Genomic DNA, 18,106 nt, shown 5'->3' on the forward strand with positions numbered 1-18,106 from the left:
ATGGACGACGCGAACGGGGACCCTGCGCCGTCACTCCCCGGGCCAGCGCGGCGCCCGCTTCTCGTTGAACGCCGCGACACCCTCGGCCCGGTCCCCGGAGAAGGCCACCGACCGCCATGCCGCGTCCTCAACCTCCAGGCCGGCCCGCAGATCCAGCCCGTGCCCGAGCCGCAGCGCCCGCTTGGCCGCACGCAGGCCCACGGGCGAGTTCGCGGCCATCCGGGACGCCAGCCCGAGCGCCTCCTCGCGGTCCTGCCCCTCGCCCACCAGCTGGTCGACGAGCCCCAGCTCGCGCGCCTCCGCGGCCTCCACGCGCCGCGCCGTGAACACCAGCTCCGCCGCGCGCGCCGCGCCCACCCGGCGCGGCAGCAGCTGCGTACCGCCGCCGCCCGGGATCACCCCGACCGACACCTCGGGCAGCCCGACCACCGCCGTGGGGTCGGCCACGATCACGTCGCAGGACAGCGCCAGCTCGAAGCCGCCGCCCAGCGCGAACCCGTGCACGGCCGCGACCGTCGGCACCGGCAGCTCCAGCACCGCGGTGTAGGCGCCCCGCGTCACCGGCCGCTGGCGCAGCAGATCGGCGTCGGAGAACGAATTGCGCTCCTTGAGATCGGCCCCGACGCAGAACGCCCGCTCATGTGTGGAGGTCAGCACGACGACCCTCACGCCGCGGTCCTCGCCCAGCGCCGCGCAGGCCGCGCCGATGGACCGGGCCATCGCGGTCGAGACGGCGTTCATGGCCTTGGGCCGGTCGAGGGCGAGCTCCGCGACATGCCCGTCCCCGTGCCGCCGCACCAGGACGAACTCTCCGAACCGCTCCTCGCTCATGACACCCTCCGGTTAACGCGGGTTAACAACGACGGTCCGATCATCGCAGGCGCACGGTCCGGGCGAAAGGCCGGGCACGCACCAGCACCCCGCCCACCCGTTCGAGTGACATCCGACCGATACCACCACCCACGCCCCCACCGACGCCTATGGTCGCTCGCCAAGCGCAGCGGCGGGGGGCACCTGCGCACCGGGGAGGGACCATGACGACGGACACGCCGACCACACAGCGACCGCGGCTACCCCGGCTCCGGGGCCGGCACCGCCGCCCACGCCCCCGCAAGGCGGTCCTCGCGGCGGGCGGCCTGGCCCTGGCGGCCGGCGCCCTGAGCCTCGTACGCCTGGTCCCGGAACCGGGCCCGGGCGGCTACGACGCCGAGGCGGCACCACGCGTGGAGGCGAGCAGAACGGGAACGCCCCGGACCCCCGGCACCGGCGGGACCCCACCCGTGACGAGCCCGTCGACACCGTCCGCGATGGCCGACCTGAGCGCACGCACCAGCACCCCCGTACCGACCCGCCCCGAGAGCAGCTCGGCGACGCCGGCACACCCCCCGGCCACGCCCCCTTCGGCCACCGCACCGGCCCCGTCGGCAGCGGCCTCGACGACCGTCCCGGACCGCCCGGACACCCCACCCGCCGCCGACGAGGCGGAGAGGCCTCCCACGCCACACCCGCCGCAGCGGGACGAACCCGCCACGCCGACCCCCTCCCCGACCCGCACGGAACCGCCGGGAGGACTGTGCGTGCCGCTGCTGGGCCTGTGCGTGGACGTGCTGAACACCGACGACTGACCCGAGCGGCACCCCCCGTCTACTCCCCGCCGTCACCCCGCCGGGTGAGCAGCCACGGCTCGACCACGCCGAGACCGCGCACCGGCCGCTGCCACATCGGCTGGAGCGCGAAGCGGTACGCCGGGGGCTCCTCGCCCTCCTTCTCCGCCGCGGCGGCCTCCTCGGCGGCCTCGGCCTCGGACGAGGGGGCGTCCCGGGTGCGGATCAGCTCCTCGGCGAAGGCGGAGTCGATGAGGACGGCGTCCTTCGGGGCTATCGAGGTGAGCCGGGAGGCGAGGTTCACGGTCGTCCCGAAGACATCGCCCATACGAGTGGTCACGGTGCCGAAGGCGAGGCCGACGCGCAGCTCCGGCATGGTCTCGTCGTTCGCCATCGTCTCGATGAGGCGCAGCGCGATCTCGGCGGCGGTGCCGGCGTCGTCGGCGGCGTACAGCACCTCGTCGCCGAGGGTCTTGATCAGGCGACCGCCCCGGGCGGCCACCAGGTCGGCGGCGGTGGTCTCGAAGGCCTCGACGAGCTCGCCGAGCTCCTCCTCCTCCATCCGCCGGGTCAGCCGGGTGAAGCCGACCAGATCGGCGAAGCCGACCGCGAGACGCCGGTCCACCATCTCCTCGTCGTCACCGGCCTGCACGACCCGGCCGGTCGCGGCGGCGAGCTGACGGCGCCAGACATAGACGAGGAACTCCTCCAGCTCCGGCAGCAGCAGCTCGACCAGCGGATACGTCACCTCGGTGCGGGTCATCCCCGGCTCCGGCGGCTCGGTCAGCCCTTCCAGGAAGGAGTCGATCTGCCACTCGGCCAACCGGGCGGTGGTCTGCCCGGTGGACCGGGCCACCTGCACGGCCATGGCCTCGCTGAGCAGCCCCGCCTCCACGAGACCGGCCAGGCGCCGCAGGGCCAGGACGTCGGCCTCGGTGAGCGCCTTGGCCTGGCCGATGTCGGCGAAGCCCATGGCCCGCCAGAAACGGGAGGCCAGCTCCATGGAGACACCCGCGCTGCGGGCGGCCTGAAAGGGGGTGTAGCGACGCTCGGCGCCCAGGATCAGTCCCTCGAGGCGCAGCGCGAGCGGGTCCTCGCCGGAGTCGGCGGAGTCCGGGCCGGGCTCGGGGTCCACCCGGCCGTCCCCGTCCGCGCCGGAGCCCGTGTCGTCGACGGTCACGCCTGCTGCCCTTCCGATCTGCCGCGGTCAGGTTCGACCGGCCCCAACTTTACGTCAGGTGTGCCCCAGCTCACTCCTGGCGGAGGGCGGAGCGGGGGGAGGCGGGATGCGTGGCCGTGTGGTGCCGGGGCCCCGCGCTGTCGTGGACCGGGGTGGGTTCGTGTGACCCGGTGCCGCCGGGGTGCCCGGCGCGGTCGCTGGGCGGGTGGATGACGCGGCCCGGCGCTACGGGGTGCCGCTGCGCCCACCCGTGCCGCCCCAGCGGCACGACTGCCCGCAGCTGGGACGGCACGGCGGCCGACCGCCCGCAGCTGGGGGGTCTGCCGTCAGTCGCGTACGGCGCGAAGGGGCCGTGTCGGGGGGTGTCCGCCCGCAGCGGTTGGCGCGTCAACGCCCCGCCTGCTGCCAGGAGACCGATTTCGCGCCGTTCCGAGGACGGACACCCCCCGGCGCGGCCCCGACCCACCACCGGACCGAACGCGCTACACGCACCCCCACCGAACCCGCACAGGCCGCCGCAGGCATCCCGCCCAACCACCGGAGGCCACCGCAGGCACCGCGCACGGCGCCGCACAACCACCGGAGGCCACCGCAGGCACCGCCCCGCACAACCGCCTGCGGCACCCCCTGTCAGACAGCCCGCAGATGCACGATGTCCCCCGCCCCCACGGGCTCCTGCACCCCCGCCTCCGTGGCCAGCACCAGCCGTCCGTCCCCGTCCACGGCCACCGCCTCCCCCACCAGCGACCGGTCTCCCGGTAGTTCCGCCCGCACCACCCGCCCCAGCGTCGCGCACCCCGCCGCGTACGCCTCCTGGAGCCCGCTCACCGCCGGGTCACCCCCGGCCGACCGCCACCGCCCGTACCACTCCTCCAGCGACCGCAGCATCCCCCGCAACAGCGGATCCCGGTCCGTGCTCACCGCCCCGGCCAGCGCCAGCGACCCCGCACGCGGCACCGGCAGCTCCTCCGCACGCAGCGTCACGTTGATGCCGACGCCGATGACGACACCGTCCCCCGCCCGCTCCGCCAGGATCCCGCCGGCCTTTCGCTCCTCGTCGCCGACGGTCACCAGCAGGTCGTTGGGCCACTTCAGGGCCGTGTCCACCCCCGCCGCCCGGGACAGCCCCGTCGCAACCGCCACGCCGGTGAGCAGCGGCAGCCAGCCCCACCGGGCCACGGGCACCTCCACCGGCCGCAGCAGCACGGAGAAGAAGAGACCGGACCGGGCCGGCGCCGTCCACTGCCGGTCGAGCCGCCCCCGCGCGGCCGTCTGCTCCTCGGCGACGAGCACGGCCCCCTCCTCCGCCTGGCCCTCGGCGGCGCGCGCCACGAGGTCGGTGTTGGTGGACCCGGTGCGTTGCACCACGTCCACCCGGCGCCACAGCCCTCCCTCACGCACCAGTCCCCGGCGCAGGGCCGTGACGTTGAGGGGCGGCCGGTCCAGATCGGACCAGCGGCTGCCGGACGGGTCAGAGGCATCTCGGGGTGTCATGCAACCCACACTAGGTGTGGGAAACACCGCACTGCCGAACGGAGGCCCCCCCACTACTCTACGGATGAGTAACCGTCCCCCCTTTTGAGCAGGCAGGGAGCCGCATCCCGATGTCCGAGCCGGAAGAGCAGCAGCCTGACATCCACACGACCGCGGGCAAGCTCGCGGATCTACAGCGCCGTATCCAGGAGGCTACGCACGCCGGTTCGGAACGCGCCGTCGAGAAGCAGCACGCCAAGGGCAAGCTGACGGCCCGTGAGCGCATCGAACTCCTCCTCGACGAGGGTTCCTTCGTCGAGCTGGACGAGTTCGCCCAGCACCGGTCCACCAACTTCGGCCTGGACAAGAACCGCCCGTACGGCGACGGCGTCGTCACCGGCTACGGCACCGTCGACGGCCGCCCCGTCGCCGTGTTCTCCCAGGATTTCACCGTCTTCGGCGGTGCCCTCGGCGAGGTCTACGGCCAGAAGATCGTCAAGGTCATGGACTTCGCGCTGAAGACCGGCTGCCCGGTCATCGGCATCAACGACTCCGGCGGCGCCCGCATCCAGGAGGGCGTGGCCTCCCTCGGCGCCTACGGCGAGATCTTCCGCCGCAACACCCACGCCTCAGGCGTGATCCCGCAGATCAGCCTGGTCGTCGGTCCGTGCGCGGGCGGCGCGGTCTACTCCCCCGCCATCACCGACTTCACGGTCATGGTCGACCAGACCTCGCACATGTTCATCACCGGCCCCGACGTCATCAAGACCGTCACCGGCGAGGACGTCGGCTTCGAGGAGCTGGGCGGCGCCCGCACCCACAACTCCACCTCCGGCGTCGCGCACCACATGGCCGGCGACGAGAAGGACGCGATCGAGTACGTCAAGCAGCTCCTGTCCTACCTGCCGTCCAACAACCTCTCCGAGCCCCCCGCCTTCCCCGAGGAGGCGGACCTCGAGGTCACGGACGAGGACCGCGAGCTGGACGTGATCGTCCCGGACTCGGCGAACCAGCCGTACGACATGCACACCGTCATCGAGCACGTCCTCGACGACGCCGAGTTCTTCGAGACGCAGCCGCTGTTCGCGCCGAACATCGTCACCGGCTTCGGCCGCGTCGAGGGCCGCCCGGTCGGCATCGTCGCCAACCAGCCGATGCAGTTCGCCGGCTGCCTGGACATCACCGCGTCCGAGAAGGCCGCCCGCTTCGTGCGCACCTGCGACGCCTTCAACGTGCCCGTGATCACCTTCGTGGACGTCCCGGGCTTCCTGCCGGGTGTCGACCAGGAGCACGACGGCATCATCCGCCGCGGCGCCAAGCTGATCTACGCCTACGCCGAGGCGACGGTCCCGCTCATCACGGTCATCACCCGCAAGGCCTTCGGCGGCGCCTACGACGTCATGGGCTCCAAGCACCTGGGCGCCGACCTCAACCTGGCCTGGCCCACCGCCCAGATCGCCGTCATGGGCGCCCAGGGAGCCGTCAACATCCTGCACCGCCGCACCCTCGCCGAGGCCGAGGCGAGCGGCGAGGACGTCGAAGCCGTCCGCGCCCGCCTGATCCAGGAGTACGAGGACACCCTCCTCAACCCCTACACGGCGGCCGAGCGCGGCTACGTAGACGCGGTGATCATGCCGTCCGACACCCGCCGCCACATCGTCCGCGGCCTGCGTCAACTGCGCACCAAGCGGGAATCCCTGCCCCCGAAGAAGCACGGCAACATCCCCCTCTGAGCCCATCGAGCCCTCTGAGCCTGTAAGGAGCCGCTGTGACGATCAAGGTCGTACGGGGCAACCCGACCCCCGAGGAGCTCGCCGCCGCCCTGGCGGTGGTCAGGGCGCGCGCCGTGACGGCCCAGGCCGAGCCGTCCGGCGCGGAGCTCCCGCGCGACGCGTGGGCCGACCCGTCCCGCATCGCGATCCGCACGCTGCCCCAGCCGGGCCCGGCGTCGTGGGGCCGCACGTACTGGCCCAGCTGAGAAGAACGCACCGCAGGACACGCACCGCAGGACACGCACCGCAGGACGCGCACCGCAGGACAGGCACGACACAACGCAACGCATCACACACAGCGCGGGGCGCCCATCTGAGTACGCCTACTCAGGCGCCCCGCGCCGCCAAGCCGCACGCTGGTGGCATGCTGTGGTCCGACCCCGAGAACGAGCCGCCCGAAGAGCTGCGCGACATGCAGCACATGCTGCGGAGGCTGAGCGTTCTCCTGGCCATGGCCATGGTGCTGTCGATGATCGTGATCGGCCTGAGGTGAGCCGGCCCCGCCCGGGTGGCTAACCTGGCCCCATGACTGCTCAGCGCCGCAGGCGTCTTGTCCTCGCCTCCCAGTCCCCCGCCCGGCTGGGGCTGCTGCGCCAGGCCGGCCTGGCCCCCGAGGTGCTCGTGAGCGGCGTCGACGAGGACGCCGTGACCGCCCCCACCCCCGCAGAGCTGGCCCTCGCGCTCGCCGAGGCCAAGGCGTCCGTGGTGGCCGCCAGGCCCGACGTGTACGGCGCCCTGGTGATCGGCTGCGACTCGGTGCTCGACCTGGACGGCCAGGCCCTCGGCAAGCCGGCGGACGCCGAGGAGGCCACCGCCCGCTGGAAGGCGATGCGCGGCCGGTCGGGCACGCTGCAGACCGGCCACTGCGTCTGGGACACCGCCGCCAACCGCCACGTCTCGGCCACCGCGTCGACCGTCGTCCGCTTCGGCGAGCCGACCGACGAGGAGATCGCCGCCTACGTCGCCTCCGGCGAGCCGCTGTACGTCGCCGGGGCCTTCACCCTGGACGGCCGCTCGGCTCCGTTCATCGACGGCATCGACGGCGACCACGGCAACGTGATCGGCATCAGCCTGCCCCTCGTCCGGCGCCTGCTGGCCGAGCTCGGGGTCGGCATCACGGAGCTGTGGGCGCCGGCGGAGGACTGACCGGCGAACCGTCACCACCCTTGCCGTCCTCGACCGGCCCGGCGGGCCCGGCAGCGGGCGTCTCCCCGCCGTCGTAGGTCATCAGCAGCAGCACGATGAGCCCGAGGACGAGCAGCATGAACAGGAAGGCGCTCCAGCCCACCAGGCCCCAGCTGAAGGCACCGAGCAGCCCGTGCACAACGGCCGCGCTGATCAGCAGGACACGCCCCAGGCCGGCGGGGCGGCGGTCGCGCAGCGCCACGAGCAGGGCGACCAGCCCGCAGAGCGCGAAGTAGAGACCGAAGACGACGCCGCCGATCTTGGAGGACACGGACATCATGTCCGGGTCGAGACCGGCCAGGGACATGTCCTGCCGGTCCACGACGATCCCCAGGAACCAGTTCAGCGCGACGACGCCGAGCGCCTCCGCGAACAGCACGATCGCCACGATCCACGCCACCGGCCTGCGCACCGTCACCGGTCCCCACCCACTTCCGACCGCTGCCGCCCAGGACAGCTGTTGCTCCAGTACGGCTGTTACCCCAAGTACGTTCGAGACGACCCGAACGCTACTAACGGGTAAACCTCGCGACAAGGGGTCCGGCGCGGGCAAAGAATCATTGGGCCATTCGTAGGGACTCCACAAAGAAACGGAGTGGCCCGCAGCACGCTCTCACAGAGACCTTGGCCACATCGGGGAGCTAGGGTTTGCCCGAGGAGTCCTGCGTATCGCGGTACTGCAAGGGATTTCGCGGGTCGAGCGAGCCTCGAATCACGCTCCGTGTGGGCAAGCTCACCATTGGGGACGGGTCGAAGTGCCGTGTCGGCAGTCCCTAAACTCGGCTTGTTTCAAGGAGGGAGCCTCAATCGTGCGCAAGGTGCTCATCGCCAACCGTGGCGAAATCGCTGTCCGCGTGGCCCGGGCCTGCCGGGACGCCGGGATCGCGAGCGTGGCCGTCTACGCGGACCCGGACCGGGACGCTCTGCATGTCCGCGCCGCTGATGAGGCGTTCGCCCTGGGTGGTGACACCCCTGCCACCAGCTACCTGGACATCGCCAAGGTACTGAAGGCGGCGAGCGAGTCGGGCGCGGACGCCATCCATCCCGGCTACGGCTTCCTCTCGGAGAACGCCGAGTTCGCGCAGGCGGTCCTGGACGCGGGTCTGATCTGGATCGGCCCGCCGCCGCAGGCCATCCGCGACCTGGGTGACAAGGTCGCCGCCCGGCACATCGCGCAGCGCGCCGGTGCCCCGCTGGTCGCCGGCACCCCGGACCCGGTCTCGGGTGCGGAGGAGGTCGTGGCCTTCGCGAAGGAGCACGGCCTGCCGATCGCCATCAAGGCGGCCTTCGGCGGCGGCGGACGCGGTCTGAAGGTCGCCCGCACCCTCGAAGAGGTGCCGGAGCTGTACGACTCGGCGGTCCGTGAGGCGGTGGCCGCGTTCGGCCGCGGCGAGTGCTTCGTCGAGCGCTACCTCGACAAGCCCCGCCACGTGGAGACCCAGTGCCTGGCCGACCAGCACGGCAACGTGGTCGTCGTCTCCACCCGTGACTGCTCGCTGCAGCGCCGCCACCAGAAGCTGGTGGAGGAGGCCCCCGCCCCCTTCCTGTCGGACGCCCAGATGGAGGAGCTGTACTCGTCCTCCAAGGCGATCCTGAAGGAGGCCGGGTACGTCGGCGCCGGCACCGTCGAGTTCCTCGTCGGCGCGGACGGCACGATCTCCTTCCTGGAGGTCAACACCCGCCTCCAGGTGGAGCACCCGGTCACCGAGGAGGTCGCCGGCATCGACCTGGTCCGCGAGATGTTCCGTATCGCCGACGGCGAGGAGCTCGGCTACGGCGACCCGGAGCTGCGCGGCCACTCGTTCGAGTTCCGCATCAACGGTGAGGACCCGGGCCGGGGCTTCCTGCCCGCACCGGGCACCGTCACCACCTTCGCCCCGCCCACCGGCCCCGGCGTCCGCCTGGACGCGGGCGTGGAGTCGGGCAGCGTCATCGGCCCGGCCTGGGACTCGCTGCTGGCCAAGCTGATCGTCACCGGCCGCACCCGCAAGGAGGCCTTGCAGCGTGCCGCCCGCGCGCTGGAGGAGTTCCAGGTCGAGGGCATGGCCACCGCGATCCCGTTCCACCGCGCGGTCGTCCGCGACCCGGCGTTCGCGCCGGAGCTGACCGGCTCGACCGACCCCTTCACGGTCCACACCCGCTGGATCGAGACGGAGTTCGTGAACGAGATCAAGCCCTTCGCGGCCCCCGCCGACACCGAGGCGGACGAGGACGCGGGCCGCGAGACGGTCGTCGTCGAGGTCGGCGGCAAGCGCCTGGAGGTGTCCCTCCCCTCGTCGCTGGGCATGTCCCTGGCCCGCACCGGCCTGGCGGCCGGCGCCAAGCCGAAGCGCCGCGCGGCGAAGAAGTCGGGCCCGGCGGCCTCCGGCGACACCCTCGCCTCGCCGATGCAGGGCACGATCGTGAAGCTCGCGGTGGAGGAGGGCCAGGAGGTCCAGGAGGGTGACCTCATCGTCGTCCTCGAGGCGATGAAGATGGAGCAGCCCATCAACGCCCACAAGTCCGGCACCGTCAAGGGCCTGGGCGCCGAGGTCGGCGCGTCCATCACCTCGGGCGCCGCGATCTGCGAGATCAAGGACTGACACCCGCACCACAGCACCACCGGGGCGCCCGGCGGACCACCTCTCACGGTCCGCCGGGCGCCCCGTCGTTCACGGGGACGCCGCGGACCCTGCGGTCCTCTCAGCGCCGGCGCAGATCCGCGACGCGGGCCCGCTCGCTCCCGGCGCCCGGCTCACCGAGGGCCGTGGCCGTCCGCAGCGCCGTCCCCGTGCCGGGGACCTGACGGCGCGGGCCGGGCAGCGGCACGTCCCGGCGCTGCTGACGTGCCGCGGTCGCGTCAGCCCCGGCCGGAGGGTTTCCCGCGCCGGCCGCACCCCCCGACGCCCCGGCCACGGCGATCTGCACGCCCTGGTCGGCCAGGGCCTGGAGCTCGGTGGCCGCACGGTCGTCGTGGCCGGGAGGGTCGTCGGTCACGAGCCGGGTGATGAGCTCCGTCGGCACCGTCTGGAACATGGTGTCCGTGCCCAGCTTGGAGTGGTCGGCGAGGACGACGACCTCGGCGGCGGCCTGCACCAGCGCGCGGTCGACGGAGGCCGACAGCATGTTGGACGTGGACAGGCCCCGCTCCGCCGTCAGACCGCTCCCGGACAGGAACGCCTTGGACACCCGCAGCCCCTGGAGGGACTGCTCGGCGCCGCTGCCGACCAGGGCGTAGTTGGACCCCCGCAGGGTGCCGCCGGTCATCACGACCTCGACCCGGTTGGCGTGTGCGAGGGCCTGGGCCACCAGCAGCGAGTTGGTGACGACGGTCAGCCCGGGCACCCGCGCGAGCCGGCGCGCCAGCTCCTGCGTCGTGGTCCCCGCCCCCACCACGATGGCCTCGCCCTCCTCGACGAGACCCGCGGCGAGATCGGCGATGGCCGTTTTCTCGGCGGTCGCGAGATGGGACTTCTGCGGAAAGCCGGATTCTCGCGTGAATCCGCCCGGCAGTACCGCACCGCCGTGCCGGCGGTCGAGGAGTCCTTCTGCCTCCAGTGCGCGCACGTCCCGCCGCACGGTCACTTCGGAGGTCTGGACGACGCGGGCGAGTTCACGGAGCGACACGGCCCCGTTCGCTCGCACCATTTCGAGGATCAATTGACGACGTTCTGCAGCGAACACGAAACTGACAGTAACCCCAACGACCGTCTGCTTTCAGCAGTATGCGCCGAATAACAGAAGTTGTTCGCACACCAGGGACGGAAGTGGTATACGGGCCTATGCCACCCGCAACTCCCCGTGACCGAGCGCCGGTCAGCCCTCCCCGTTGGCCTTCCGGGTGTGCAACTGCCGCGCCACCTCGGCGATCGAGCCCGAGAGCGAGGGGTACACGGTGAAGGCGTTGGCGATCTGCTCGACCGTCAGATTGTTGTCGACGGCGATCGAGATCGGATGGATGAGCTCGGAGGCACGCGGCGCCACGACCACACCACCCACGACGATCTCGGTACCGGGCCGGCAGAAGATCTTGACGAAGCCGTCCCGGATGCCCTGCATCTTGGCGCGCGGATTGCGCAGCAGCGGCAGCTTCACCACCCGGGCGTCGATCTTGCCGCTGTCGACGTCGGCCTGCGAGTACCCGACGGTGGCGATCTCGGGGTCGGTGAAGACGTTCGCCGAGACGGTCTTCAGGTTCAGCGGCGTGACCGCGTCGCCGAGGAAGTGGTACATGGCGATCCGCCCCTGCATCGCCGCGACCGAGGCCAGCGCGAAGACGCCGGTGACGTCACCGGCGGCGTACACGCCGGGAGCCGAGGTCCGGGACACCCGGTCGGTGCGGATGTGCCCGGAGTCCTTGAGCTTGACCCCGGCCTCCTCGAGGCCCATCCCCTCGGTGTTGGGGATGGCGCCGACGGCCATCAGGCAGTGCGACCCGGTGATGACCCGCCCGTCGGCGAGCGTCACCTCGACCCGGTCCCCGACGCGCTTGGCGGACTGGGCGCGCGAGCGCGCCATGACGTTCATCCCGCGCCGCCGGAACACGTCCTCCAGCACAGCCGCCGCATCCGGGTCCTCGCCGGGCAGCACCCGGTCGCGCGACGACACGAGCGTCACCTTGGACCCCAGCGCCTGGTAGGCACCGGCGAACTCGGCACCGGTCACACCGGATCCGACCACGATCAGCTCTTCGGGCAGCTCGTCCAGGTCGTACACCTGGGTCCAGTTCAGAATCCGCTCGCCGTCGGGACGCGCATCCGGAAGCTCCCTCGGGTGCCCGCCGGTCGCGATCAGCACCGCGTCCGCGGTGAGCGTCTCCTCGCTGCCGTCGGCGGCACGCACCACGACCTTGCGCGACCCGTCGAGGGCCTGCATGCCCTCCAGCCGTCCGCGCCCGCGCATGACCCGCGCGCCCGCGCGCGTGACGGAGGCGGTGATGTCGTGGGACTGCGCCAGCGCGAGCCGCTTCACACGCCGGTTGACCTTGCCCAGATCGACGCCCACCACCCGGGCGGCCTGCTCCATGGGCGGAGTGTCATCGGCGACGATGATCCCCAATTCCTCGTACGAGGAATCAAAGGTGGTCATCACCTCGGCCGTGGCGATGAGGGTCTTGGACGGCACGCAGTCGGTCAGCACCGACGCCCCGCCCAGACCGTCGCAGTCGACGACGGTCACCTCCGCGCCGAGCTGCGCGGCCACCAGGGCCGCTTCATATCCGCCGGGTCCGCCACCGATGATCACGATCCGAGTCACGTCCTCCATTGTCCCGCACCGCTCCGGGTGAGGCCGCCCGGGGGCACGTCTGTGACGACAGCGACGCCCGGGACGCCTGCCGTACGCTCTCCCCATGTCGCTCTACGCCGCATACGCCGGCAATCTCGACGCCCGGCTGATGACCCGCCGCGCCCCGCACTCGCCGCTGCGCGCCACGGGCTGGCTGAACGGATGGCGGCTGACCTTCGGGGGCGAGCACATGGGCTGGGAGGGCGCGCTGGCGACCCTGGTCGAGGACCCGCTCTCCCAGGTCTTCGTGGCGCTCTACGACGTCGCCCCGATGGACGAGGACTCGCTGGACCGCTGGGAGGGCGTGGGCATGGACATATACCGCCGGACACGCGTGCGGGTCCACACGCTGGACGGCGAGGAGGGCGCCTGGACGTACGTCCTGAACGCCTACGAGGGCGGTCTGCCCTCCGCCCGGTACCTGGGCGAGGTGGCCGACGCGGCCGAGTCGGCGGGCGCACCCCACGACTACGTGATGGAACTCCGCAAGCGCCCCTGCTGAGCCGCACCTCGTCAGAAACCACAAATCGCCGAACTCAATCCCGTGAGCTCCGTCATCTACGCGCGTAGGCGTAAACCGGCTACCCTCTTCGGCGTGAACGCATCTCTTCTTCCGGACGACATCCAGGGCGACCCGTACGCCGCCGCCGACGCCGCCGCGGCCCGCCTGCGCGAACTCACCGGCGCCGAGACCCACGACGTGGCCCTCGTGATGGGCTCCGGCTGGGCACCGGCCGTGGACGCCCTGGGCGACCCCGAGGCCGATCTCCAGGTCACCGACCTGCCGGGCTTCCCCAAGCCCGCGGTGGAGGGGCACGGCGGCAGGATCCGCTCGTACGCCATCGGTGACAAGCGCGCGCTGGTCTTCCTGGGCCGCACCCACTACTACGAGGGCCACGGCGTCGCCGCCGTCTCCCACGGCGTCCGCACGGCCGTCGCCGCCGGCGCCAAGACGATCGTCCTGACCAACGGCTGCGGCGGCCTGCGCGAGGGCATGCGCCCCGGCCAGCCCGTCCTGATCAGCGACCACATCAACCTCACCGCGACCTCCCCGATCGTCGGTGCGAACTTCGTCGACCTCACCGACCTGTACTCGCCGCGTCTACGCGCCCTGTGCAAGGAGATCGACCCGTCGCTGGAGGAGGGCGTCTACGCCCAGTTCCCCGGCCCGCACTACGAGACGCCGGCCGAGATCCGCATGGCGCGCGTCATCGGCGCCGACCTGGTGGGCATGTCGACGGTCCTCGAGGCGATCGCCGCCCGCGAGGCCGGCGCGGAGGTGCTGGGCATCTCGCTGGTGACCAACCTCGCGGCGGGCATGACGGGCGAGCCCCTCAACCACGAGGAGGTCCTCCAGGCGGGCCGCGACTCGGCGACGCGGATGGGCGCGCTGCTGACGCAGGTGCTGGGGCGTCTGTAACGGGCTGGGTGGGCCACGCGGCCCGGGGTACGGGTCTCGGCCCGGCGTTGCCAAGGTGCCCGGCGCGGGTACGGACCGGGCGGGTGGGTGACGCGGCCCGGCGTAGCGGGTTGCCTCCCCCAGAGGGGGACCCCAGCGCCCACCCTCCCCCACGCTCGGCTTCGCTCGCGCGGGGGGAGGCACGACTGCCCGCAGCTACGACGGCACGGCGGCTGCCCGCAGCTAGGACGGCGGCGCGGCTGCCCGCAGCCGAGGCGGTGGGATTGCGGCCGTCAGCCGCGTACGGCGAGAAGGGGCCGTGTCGGGGGGTGTCCGCCCGCAGCGGTTGGCGCGTCAACGCCCCGCCTGCTGCCAGGAGACCGATTTCGCGCCGTTCCGAGGACGGACACCCCCCGGCGCGGCCCCGACCCACCACCGGACCGAACGCGCTACACGCACCCCCACCGAACCCGCACAGGCCGCCGCAGGCATCCCGCCCAACCGCCGGAGGCCACCGCGGGCACCCGCACCACCCACCCCCACCGATCCACACGAGAGGCTGACCGACGTGCACGACGACCTCCTCGCACGGGCCAAGGCATGGCTGGCCGAGGACCCCGACGCGGACACCCGCGCGGAGCTCGCCCGGCTCATCGACACCGAGGACCACGCGGAGCTCACCGCGCGCTTCGCCGGCACCCTCCAGTTCGGCACCGCGGGTCTGCGCGGCGAACTGGGCGCCGGCCCGATGCGCATGAACCGCTCCGTCGTCATCCGCGCCGCCGCCGGCCTCGCCGCGTACCTCAAGAAGCAGGGGACCCCCCACGGGGACGACACGGCCGGCCTCGTCGTCATCGGCTACGATGCCCGCCACAAGTCCGCCGACTTCGCCCGCGACACCGCCGCCGTCATGACCGGCGCCGGCCTCAGGGCCGCCGTCCTCCCCCGCCCCCTCCCCACCCCCGTCCTCGCCTTCGCCATCCGCCACCTCGGCGCGGTCGCCGGAGTCGAGGTCACCGCCAGCCACAATCCTCCCCGCGACAACGGCTACAAGGTCTACCTCGGCGACGGCTCCCAGATCGTGCCCCCCGCCGACGCCGAGATCGCCGCGGAGATCGACGCCGTCCGCTCCCTGCACGACGTCCCCCGCCCCACCACCGGCTGGCAGACCCTCACCGACGACGTCCTGGACGCCTACCTGGCCCGCACGGACGCCGTCCTCGCCGAAGGCTCCCCCCGCACCGCCCGCACCGTCTACACCGCGATGCACGGCGTCGGCAAGGACACCCTGCTCGCCGCCTTCGCACGCGCCGGCTTCCCGGAGCCCGCCCTCGTCGCCGAGCAGGCCGAGCCCGACCCGGACTTCCCCACCGTCGCCTTCCCCAACCCGGAAGAGCCCGGCGCGATGGATCTCGCCTTCGCGAAGGCCCGTGAGACGAACCCCGACCTGGTCATCGCCAACGACCCGGACGCCGACCGCTGTGCCGTCGCCGTCCACGACGGCACCGACTGGCGCATGCTCCGCGGCGACGAGGTCGGCGCGCTCCTCGCCGCCCACCTGGTCACCCGCGGAGCGCACGGCACGTTCGCCGAGTCGATCGTCTCCTCCTCCCTCCTCGGCCGCATCGCCGAGAAGGCGGGCCTGCCCTACGAGGAGACCCTCACCGGCTTCAAGTGGATCGCCCGCGTGGAGAACATCCGCTACGGCTACGAGGAGGCCCTCGGCTACTGCGTCGACCCGGAGGGCGTCCGCGACAAGGACGGCATCACCGCGGCGCTGCTGATCACGGAACTGGCCTCGGTCCTCAAGGAAGAGGGCCGCACCCTCCTCGACCTCCTCGACGACCTCGCCGTGGAGCACGGCCTGCACGCCACCGACCAGCTCTCGGTCCGCGTCGAGGACCTCTCCCTGATCGCCGCCGCGATGCGGCGCCTGCGCGAGCAGTCCCCGGACCGCCTCGCCGGCCTGCCCGTGACGAGGGCGGAGGACCTCACCCGGGGCACGGACACGCTCCCGCCCACGGACGGCCTGCGCTACTCGCTCGACGGCGCCCGGGTCATCGTCCGCCCGAGCGGCACGGAGCCGAAGCTGAAGTGCTACCTGGAGGTCGTCGTCCCGGTCGCCGGCCACGCCGCCCTCCCCGAGGCCCACGCGAGGGCGACGGAGCTGCTGACGGCCCTGAAGCGGGACCTGGCGACAGCGGCGGGCATCTGACAGGACCCAGCCCGGCCCAGAACACCGATGGGGTGCCGCACCTGGCGGCACCCCATCGAACGTTCTCTCTCCCGACGGCCCCGGAGGTCACCCCACACCCAACAGCACCGCCAGCAACACGGCCCCGGCCACTGCCGGCGCAGCGATCTCGTAGGCCCACCGCACCACGATCTCGCCCTGCACGACGTCGCCCTGCACAGCGTCGGCCCCCGCCTTCGGAGCCCGCTGCTCCCACCCCTCCAGCAGCTCGCGCAACTCGTCCATGACCCGGTCACCCTCGGCCCGCACCGGCTCGTCCGCGAGCCCCCCACCGAGCCCCCCACCGAGATCCCCACCGCGGCCACCACGGCCTCCGCGCCCACGCGTATCCCCGGCGAGCCGCCGCTCCTCCCGCTGAGCGGCCTTCTTGCGGGCCCGCAGCGAGACGGGGATGGCCCAGAGCTGGTACTTGGTGCCGGCCTCGTCGAAGACCTCGTTGGAGTAACCGGACCGCAGCGAGGCGACCCGGTCCCAGGGGAGCACGATGACGCGCAGGGGATTGCGGATGCGCAGCCGCTCCTCGTTGGCGAAGACGGCGGGCCGCACGGTGTAGGCGGCGGCGAGCGGCACGATGAGCAGCATCGCGGCGAGCGCCTTCCACGGGGTGCTCCCCTCGCCCGACACGACCGCGTCGATGCCGAGCCAGGCGACGAGGGCGAGCAGCAGAACGCCGCCGACGATGCCCGCGAGCGAGCGGTAGACCCGGTCCTTGTACTCGGGTACCGAGGGCTGGGGCGCGGGTGACTGGGGCTCCGGGGTCGTCATGCTGCCGATTGTGCCCGACGCCCGTCCCACCCCTCGCCCGCGGTGCCGCTCAACGCCCCGAGCACCCCACCCGGACACCGCACGCACCGCACGCACGCACGCACCAGACCACGGACCGCACCGCCCCGCGGACCCCACCGCCCCGCCCAGGACCCCTCCCGGGGGCTGTACAGCCGCTACGCGCGTAGATATGCTCGTCTGGTGACCATGCCCACCACTGCACCCGCTGCACCCGCTGCACCCGCTGCATCCGCTGCATCCGCTGCGTCCCCCCACGGACTCACGGACGTCACCGCGTCCGACAGCACGCTGCGCCGCTTCCTCCACGGGCTGCCCGGCGTCGACGCGGTCGGCCTGGAGGCGCGCGCCGCCTCGCTCGGCACCCGTTCCATCAAGACCACCGCGAAGGCGTACGCACTCGACCTCGCCATCTCGATGGTCGACCTGACGACGCTGGAAGGCGCGGACACCCCGGGCAAGGTCCGGGCGCTCGGCGCCAAGGCGGTCCGTCCCGACCCGACCGACCGCACCGCCCCCGCCACGGCGGCCGTGTGCGTCTACCCCGACATGGTGGAGACCGCGAAGGCGGCCGTCGCCGGCTCCGGCGTGAAGGTCGCCTCGGTCGCGACCGCGTTCCCGGCGGGCCGCGCCTCGCTGGCCGTCAAGCTGGCCGACGTCCGCGAAGCCGTGACGGCCGGCGCGGACGAGGTCGACATGGTCATCGACCGCGGCGCGTTCCTCGCGGGGCACTACATGAAGGTGTACGACGAGATCGTCGCCGTCCGCGAGGCCTGCGGAACGTCCGCCCGCCTGAAGGTCATCTTCGAGACCGGCGAGCTGTCGACGTACGACAACATCCGCCGCGCGAGCTGGCTCGGCATGCTGGCCGGGGCCGACTTCATCAAGACCTCGACCGGCAAGGTCGCGGTCAACGCCACGCCCGCCAACACGCTCCTCATGCTGGAGGCGGTCCGCGACTTCCGCGCGCAGACGGGCGTCCAGGTCGGCGTGAAGCCGGCCGGCGGCATCCGCACCGCGAAGGACGCGATCAAGTTCCTGGTCCTGGTCAACGAGACCGCGGGCGCGGACTGGCTGGACAACCACTGGTTCCGCTTCGGCGCCTCCTCGCTGCTGAACGACCTGCTGATGCAGCGCCAGAAGCTGGCCACAGGCCGTTACTCCGGCCCCGACTACGTGACGGTGGACTGA

17 protein-coding genes are annotated in these 18,106 nt (G+C 72.6%); 10 read left to right on the forward strand and 7 right to left on the reverse strand.

The annotated features are described in order from the left end of the window. Window positions 1–30: 30 nt before the first annotated feature. On the reverse strand, window positions 31–831 hold the full coding sequence (locus AB0E77_RS01070; RefSeq protein ID WP_361563730.1) for an enoyl-CoA hydratase-related protein: 801 nt from the start codon (window positions 829–831) through the stop codon (window positions 31–33). Between the two features lie 203 nt (window positions 832–1,034). Between AB0E77_RS01070 and AB0E77_RS01075 the strand changes: the two genes are divergently transcribed. After that, window positions 1,035–1,625: a hypothetical protein gene (locus tag AB0E77_RS01075; protein WP_361563733.1), complete on the forward strand. Its 591-nt coding sequence runs from the start codon at window positions 1,035–1,037 to the stop codon at window positions 1,623–1,625. A gap of 19 nt (window positions 1,626–1,644) precedes the next feature. Here AB0E77_RS01075 and AB0E77_RS01080 read toward each other — a convergent pair whose 3' ends face one another. Both AB0E77_RS01080 and AB0E77_RS01085 read right to left on the reverse strand, forming a co-directional pair. After that, window positions 1,645–2,784, reverse strand: a complete 1,140-nt coding sequence (locus AB0E77_RS01080; RefSeq protein ID WP_361563736.1) for an adenylate/guanylate cyclase domain-containing protein — start codon at window positions 2,782–2,784, stop codon at window positions 1,645–1,647. A gap of 630 nt (window positions 2,785–3,414) precedes the next feature. Further along, complete coding sequence (locus AB0E77_RS01085) at window positions 3,415–4,278, reverse strand: biotin--[acetyl-CoA-carboxylase] ligase (protein WP_361563739.1); 864 nt, start codon at window positions 4,276–4,278, stop codon at window positions 3,415–3,417. A gap of 110 nt (window positions 4,279–4,388) precedes the next feature. On the opposite strand from AB0E77_RS01085, the gene AB0E77_RS01090 reads away from it, so the two are divergent. The 4 genes from AB0E77_RS01090 to AB0E77_RS01105 all read left to right on the forward strand — a co-directional run bounded on the left by AB0E77_RS01090 (window position 4,389) and on the right by AB0E77_RS01105 (window position 7,175). Continuing rightward, window positions 4,389–5,990, forward strand: coding sequence for an acyl-CoA carboxylase subunit beta (locus AB0E77_RS01090; protein ID WP_361563742.1), 1,602 nt, complete (start codon window positions 4,389–4,391; stop codon window positions 5,988–5,990). Window positions 5,991–6,025: 35 nt separating this feature from the next. Continuing rightward, window positions 6,026–6,235, forward strand: a complete 210-nt coding sequence (locus tag AB0E77_RS01095) for an acyl-CoA carboxylase subunit epsilon (RefSeq protein WP_361563745.1) — start codon at window positions 6,026–6,028, stop codon at window positions 6,233–6,235. Window positions 6,236–6,393: 158 nt separating this feature from the next. Beyond that, on the forward strand, window positions 6,394–6,522 hold the full coding sequence (locus tag AB0E77_RS01100) for a hypothetical protein (protein ID WP_361563748.1): 129 nt from the start codon (window positions 6,394–6,396) through the stop codon (window positions 6,520–6,522). Between the two features lie 32 nt (window positions 6,523–6,554). Beyond that, window positions 6,555–7,175 (forward strand): nucleoside triphosphate pyrophosphatase, encoded by a 621-nt coding sequence (locus AB0E77_RS01105; protein ID WP_361563751.1) that lies wholly within the window; start codon window positions 6,555–6,557, stop codon window positions 7,173–7,175. Here the strand turns inward: AB0E77_RS01105 and AB0E77_RS01110 are convergent. After that, window positions 7,144–7,632 (reverse strand): hypothetical protein, encoded by a 489-nt coding sequence (locus tag AB0E77_RS01110; protein ID WP_361563754.1) that lies wholly within the window; start codon window positions 7,630–7,632, stop codon window positions 7,144–7,146. The two genes, AB0E77_RS01105 and AB0E77_RS01110, sit on opposite strands and share 32 nt — an antisense overlap. Window positions 7,633–8,023: 391 nt before the next feature. Here AB0E77_RS01110 and AB0E77_RS01115 point away from each other — a divergent pair, with 391 nt between their 5' ends. Next, window positions 8,024–9,796: a biotin carboxylase N-terminal domain-containing protein gene (locus AB0E77_RS01115; protein WP_361563757.1), complete on the forward strand. Its 1,773-nt coding sequence runs from the start codon at window positions 8,024–8,026 to the stop codon at window positions 9,794–9,796. Between the two features lie 100 nt (window positions 9,797–9,896). Here the strand turns inward: AB0E77_RS01115 and AB0E77_RS01120 are convergent, their stop codons facing one another. Next, complete coding sequence (locus AB0E77_RS01120) at window positions 9,897–10,877, reverse strand: DeoR/GlpR family DNA-binding transcription regulator (protein WP_361563759.1); 981 nt, start codon at window positions 10,875–10,877, stop codon at window positions 9,897–9,899. A 132-nt stretch (window positions 10,878–11,009) separates the two neighbouring features. Next, window positions 11,010–12,458, reverse strand: coding sequence for an NAD(P)H-quinone dehydrogenase (locus AB0E77_RS01125; RefSeq protein ID WP_361563762.1), 1,449 nt, complete (start codon window positions 12,456–12,458; stop codon window positions 11,010–11,012). A gap of 85 nt (window positions 12,459–12,543) precedes the next feature. Here AB0E77_RS01125 and AB0E77_RS01130 point away from each other — a divergent pair, with 85 nt between their 5' ends. The 3 genes from AB0E77_RS01130 to AB0E77_RS01140 all read left to right on the forward strand — a co-directional run bounded on the left by AB0E77_RS01130 (window position 12,544) and on the right by AB0E77_RS01140 (window position 16,093). Continuing rightward, window positions 12,544–12,981, forward strand: coding sequence for a gamma-glutamylcyclotransferase (locus AB0E77_RS01130; RefSeq protein ID WP_361563765.1), 438 nt, complete (start codon window positions 12,544–12,546; stop codon window positions 12,979–12,981). Between the two features lie 93 nt (window positions 12,982–13,074). Continuing rightward, window positions 13,075–13,899: a purine-nucleoside phosphorylase gene (locus AB0E77_RS01135; protein ID WP_361563768.1), complete on the forward strand. Its 825-nt coding sequence runs from the start codon at window positions 13,075–13,077 to the stop codon at window positions 13,897–13,899. Window positions 13,900–14,446: 547 nt separating this feature from the next. Continuing rightward, window positions 14,447–16,093, forward strand: coding sequence for a phospho-sugar mutase (locus AB0E77_RS01140; protein WP_361563771.1), 1,647 nt, complete (start codon window positions 14,447–14,449; stop codon window positions 16,091–16,093). Between the two features lie 87 nt (window positions 16,094–16,180). Here the strand turns inward: AB0E77_RS01140 and AB0E77_RS01145 are convergent, their stop codons facing one another. Continuing rightward, window positions 16,181–16,897 carry a PH domain-containing protein gene (locus AB0E77_RS01145; RefSeq protein WP_361563774.1) on the reverse strand — a complete coding sequence of 239 codons (717 nt, stop codon included), beginning with the start codon at window positions 16,895–16,897 and terminating at the stop codon, window positions 16,181–16,183. A 207-nt stretch (window positions 16,898–17,104) separates the two neighbouring features. Between AB0E77_RS01145 and deoC the strand changes: the two genes are divergently transcribed. Next, on the forward strand, window positions 17,105–18,106 hold the full coding sequence (deoC, locus tag AB0E77_RS01150) for a deoxyribose-phosphate aldolase (RefSeq protein ID WP_361563776.1): 1,002 nt from the start codon (window positions 17,105–17,107) through the stop codon (window positions 18,104–18,106).

It is taken from the genome of Streptomyces sp. NPDC032940, assembly GCF_040636935.1.
Taxonomy (GTDB): Bacteria; Actinomycetota; Actinomycetes; order Streptomycetales; family Streptomycetaceae; genus Streptomyces.

Coding starts and splice junctions, on each gene's coding strand:
- AB0E77_RS01070 (WP_361563730.1), bottom strand. CDS start 831: ATGAGCGAGGAGCGGTTCGGAGAGTTCGTCCTGGTGCGGCGGCACGGG.
- AB0E77_RS01075 (WP_361563733.1), top strand. CDS start 1,035: ATGACGACGGACACGCCGACCACACAGCGACCGCGGCTACCCCGGCTC.
- AB0E77_RS01085 (WP_361563739.1), bottom strand. CDS start 4,278: ATGACACCCCGAGATGCCTCTGACCCGTCCGGCAGCCGCTGGTCCGAT.
- AB0E77_RS01090 (WP_361563742.1), top strand. CDS start 4,389: ATGTCCGAGCCGGAAGAGCAGCAGCCTGACATCCACACGACCGCGGGC.
- AB0E77_RS01100 (WP_361563748.1), top strand. CDS start 6,394: ATGCTGTGGTCCGACCCCGAGAACGAGCCGCCCGAAGAGCTGCGCGAC.
- AB0E77_RS01105 (WP_361563751.1), top strand. CDS start 6,555: ATGACTGCTCAGCGCCGCAGGCGTCTTGTCCTCGCCTCCCAGTCCCCC.
- AB0E77_RS01125 (WP_361563762.1), bottom strand. CDS start 12,458: ATGGAGGACGTGACTCGGATCGTGATCATCGGTGGCGGACCCGGCGGA.
- AB0E77_RS01130 (WP_361563765.1), top strand. CDS start 12,544: ATGTCGCTCTACGCCGCATACGCCGGCAATCTCGACGCCCGGCTGATG.
- AB0E77_RS01145 (WP_361563774.1), bottom strand. CDS start 16,897: ATGACGACCCCGGAGCCCCAGTCACCCGCGCCCCAGCCCTCGGTACCC.
- deoC (WP_361563776.1), top strand. CDS start 17,105: ATGCCCACCACTGCACCCGCTGCACCCGCTGCACCCGCTGCATCCGCT.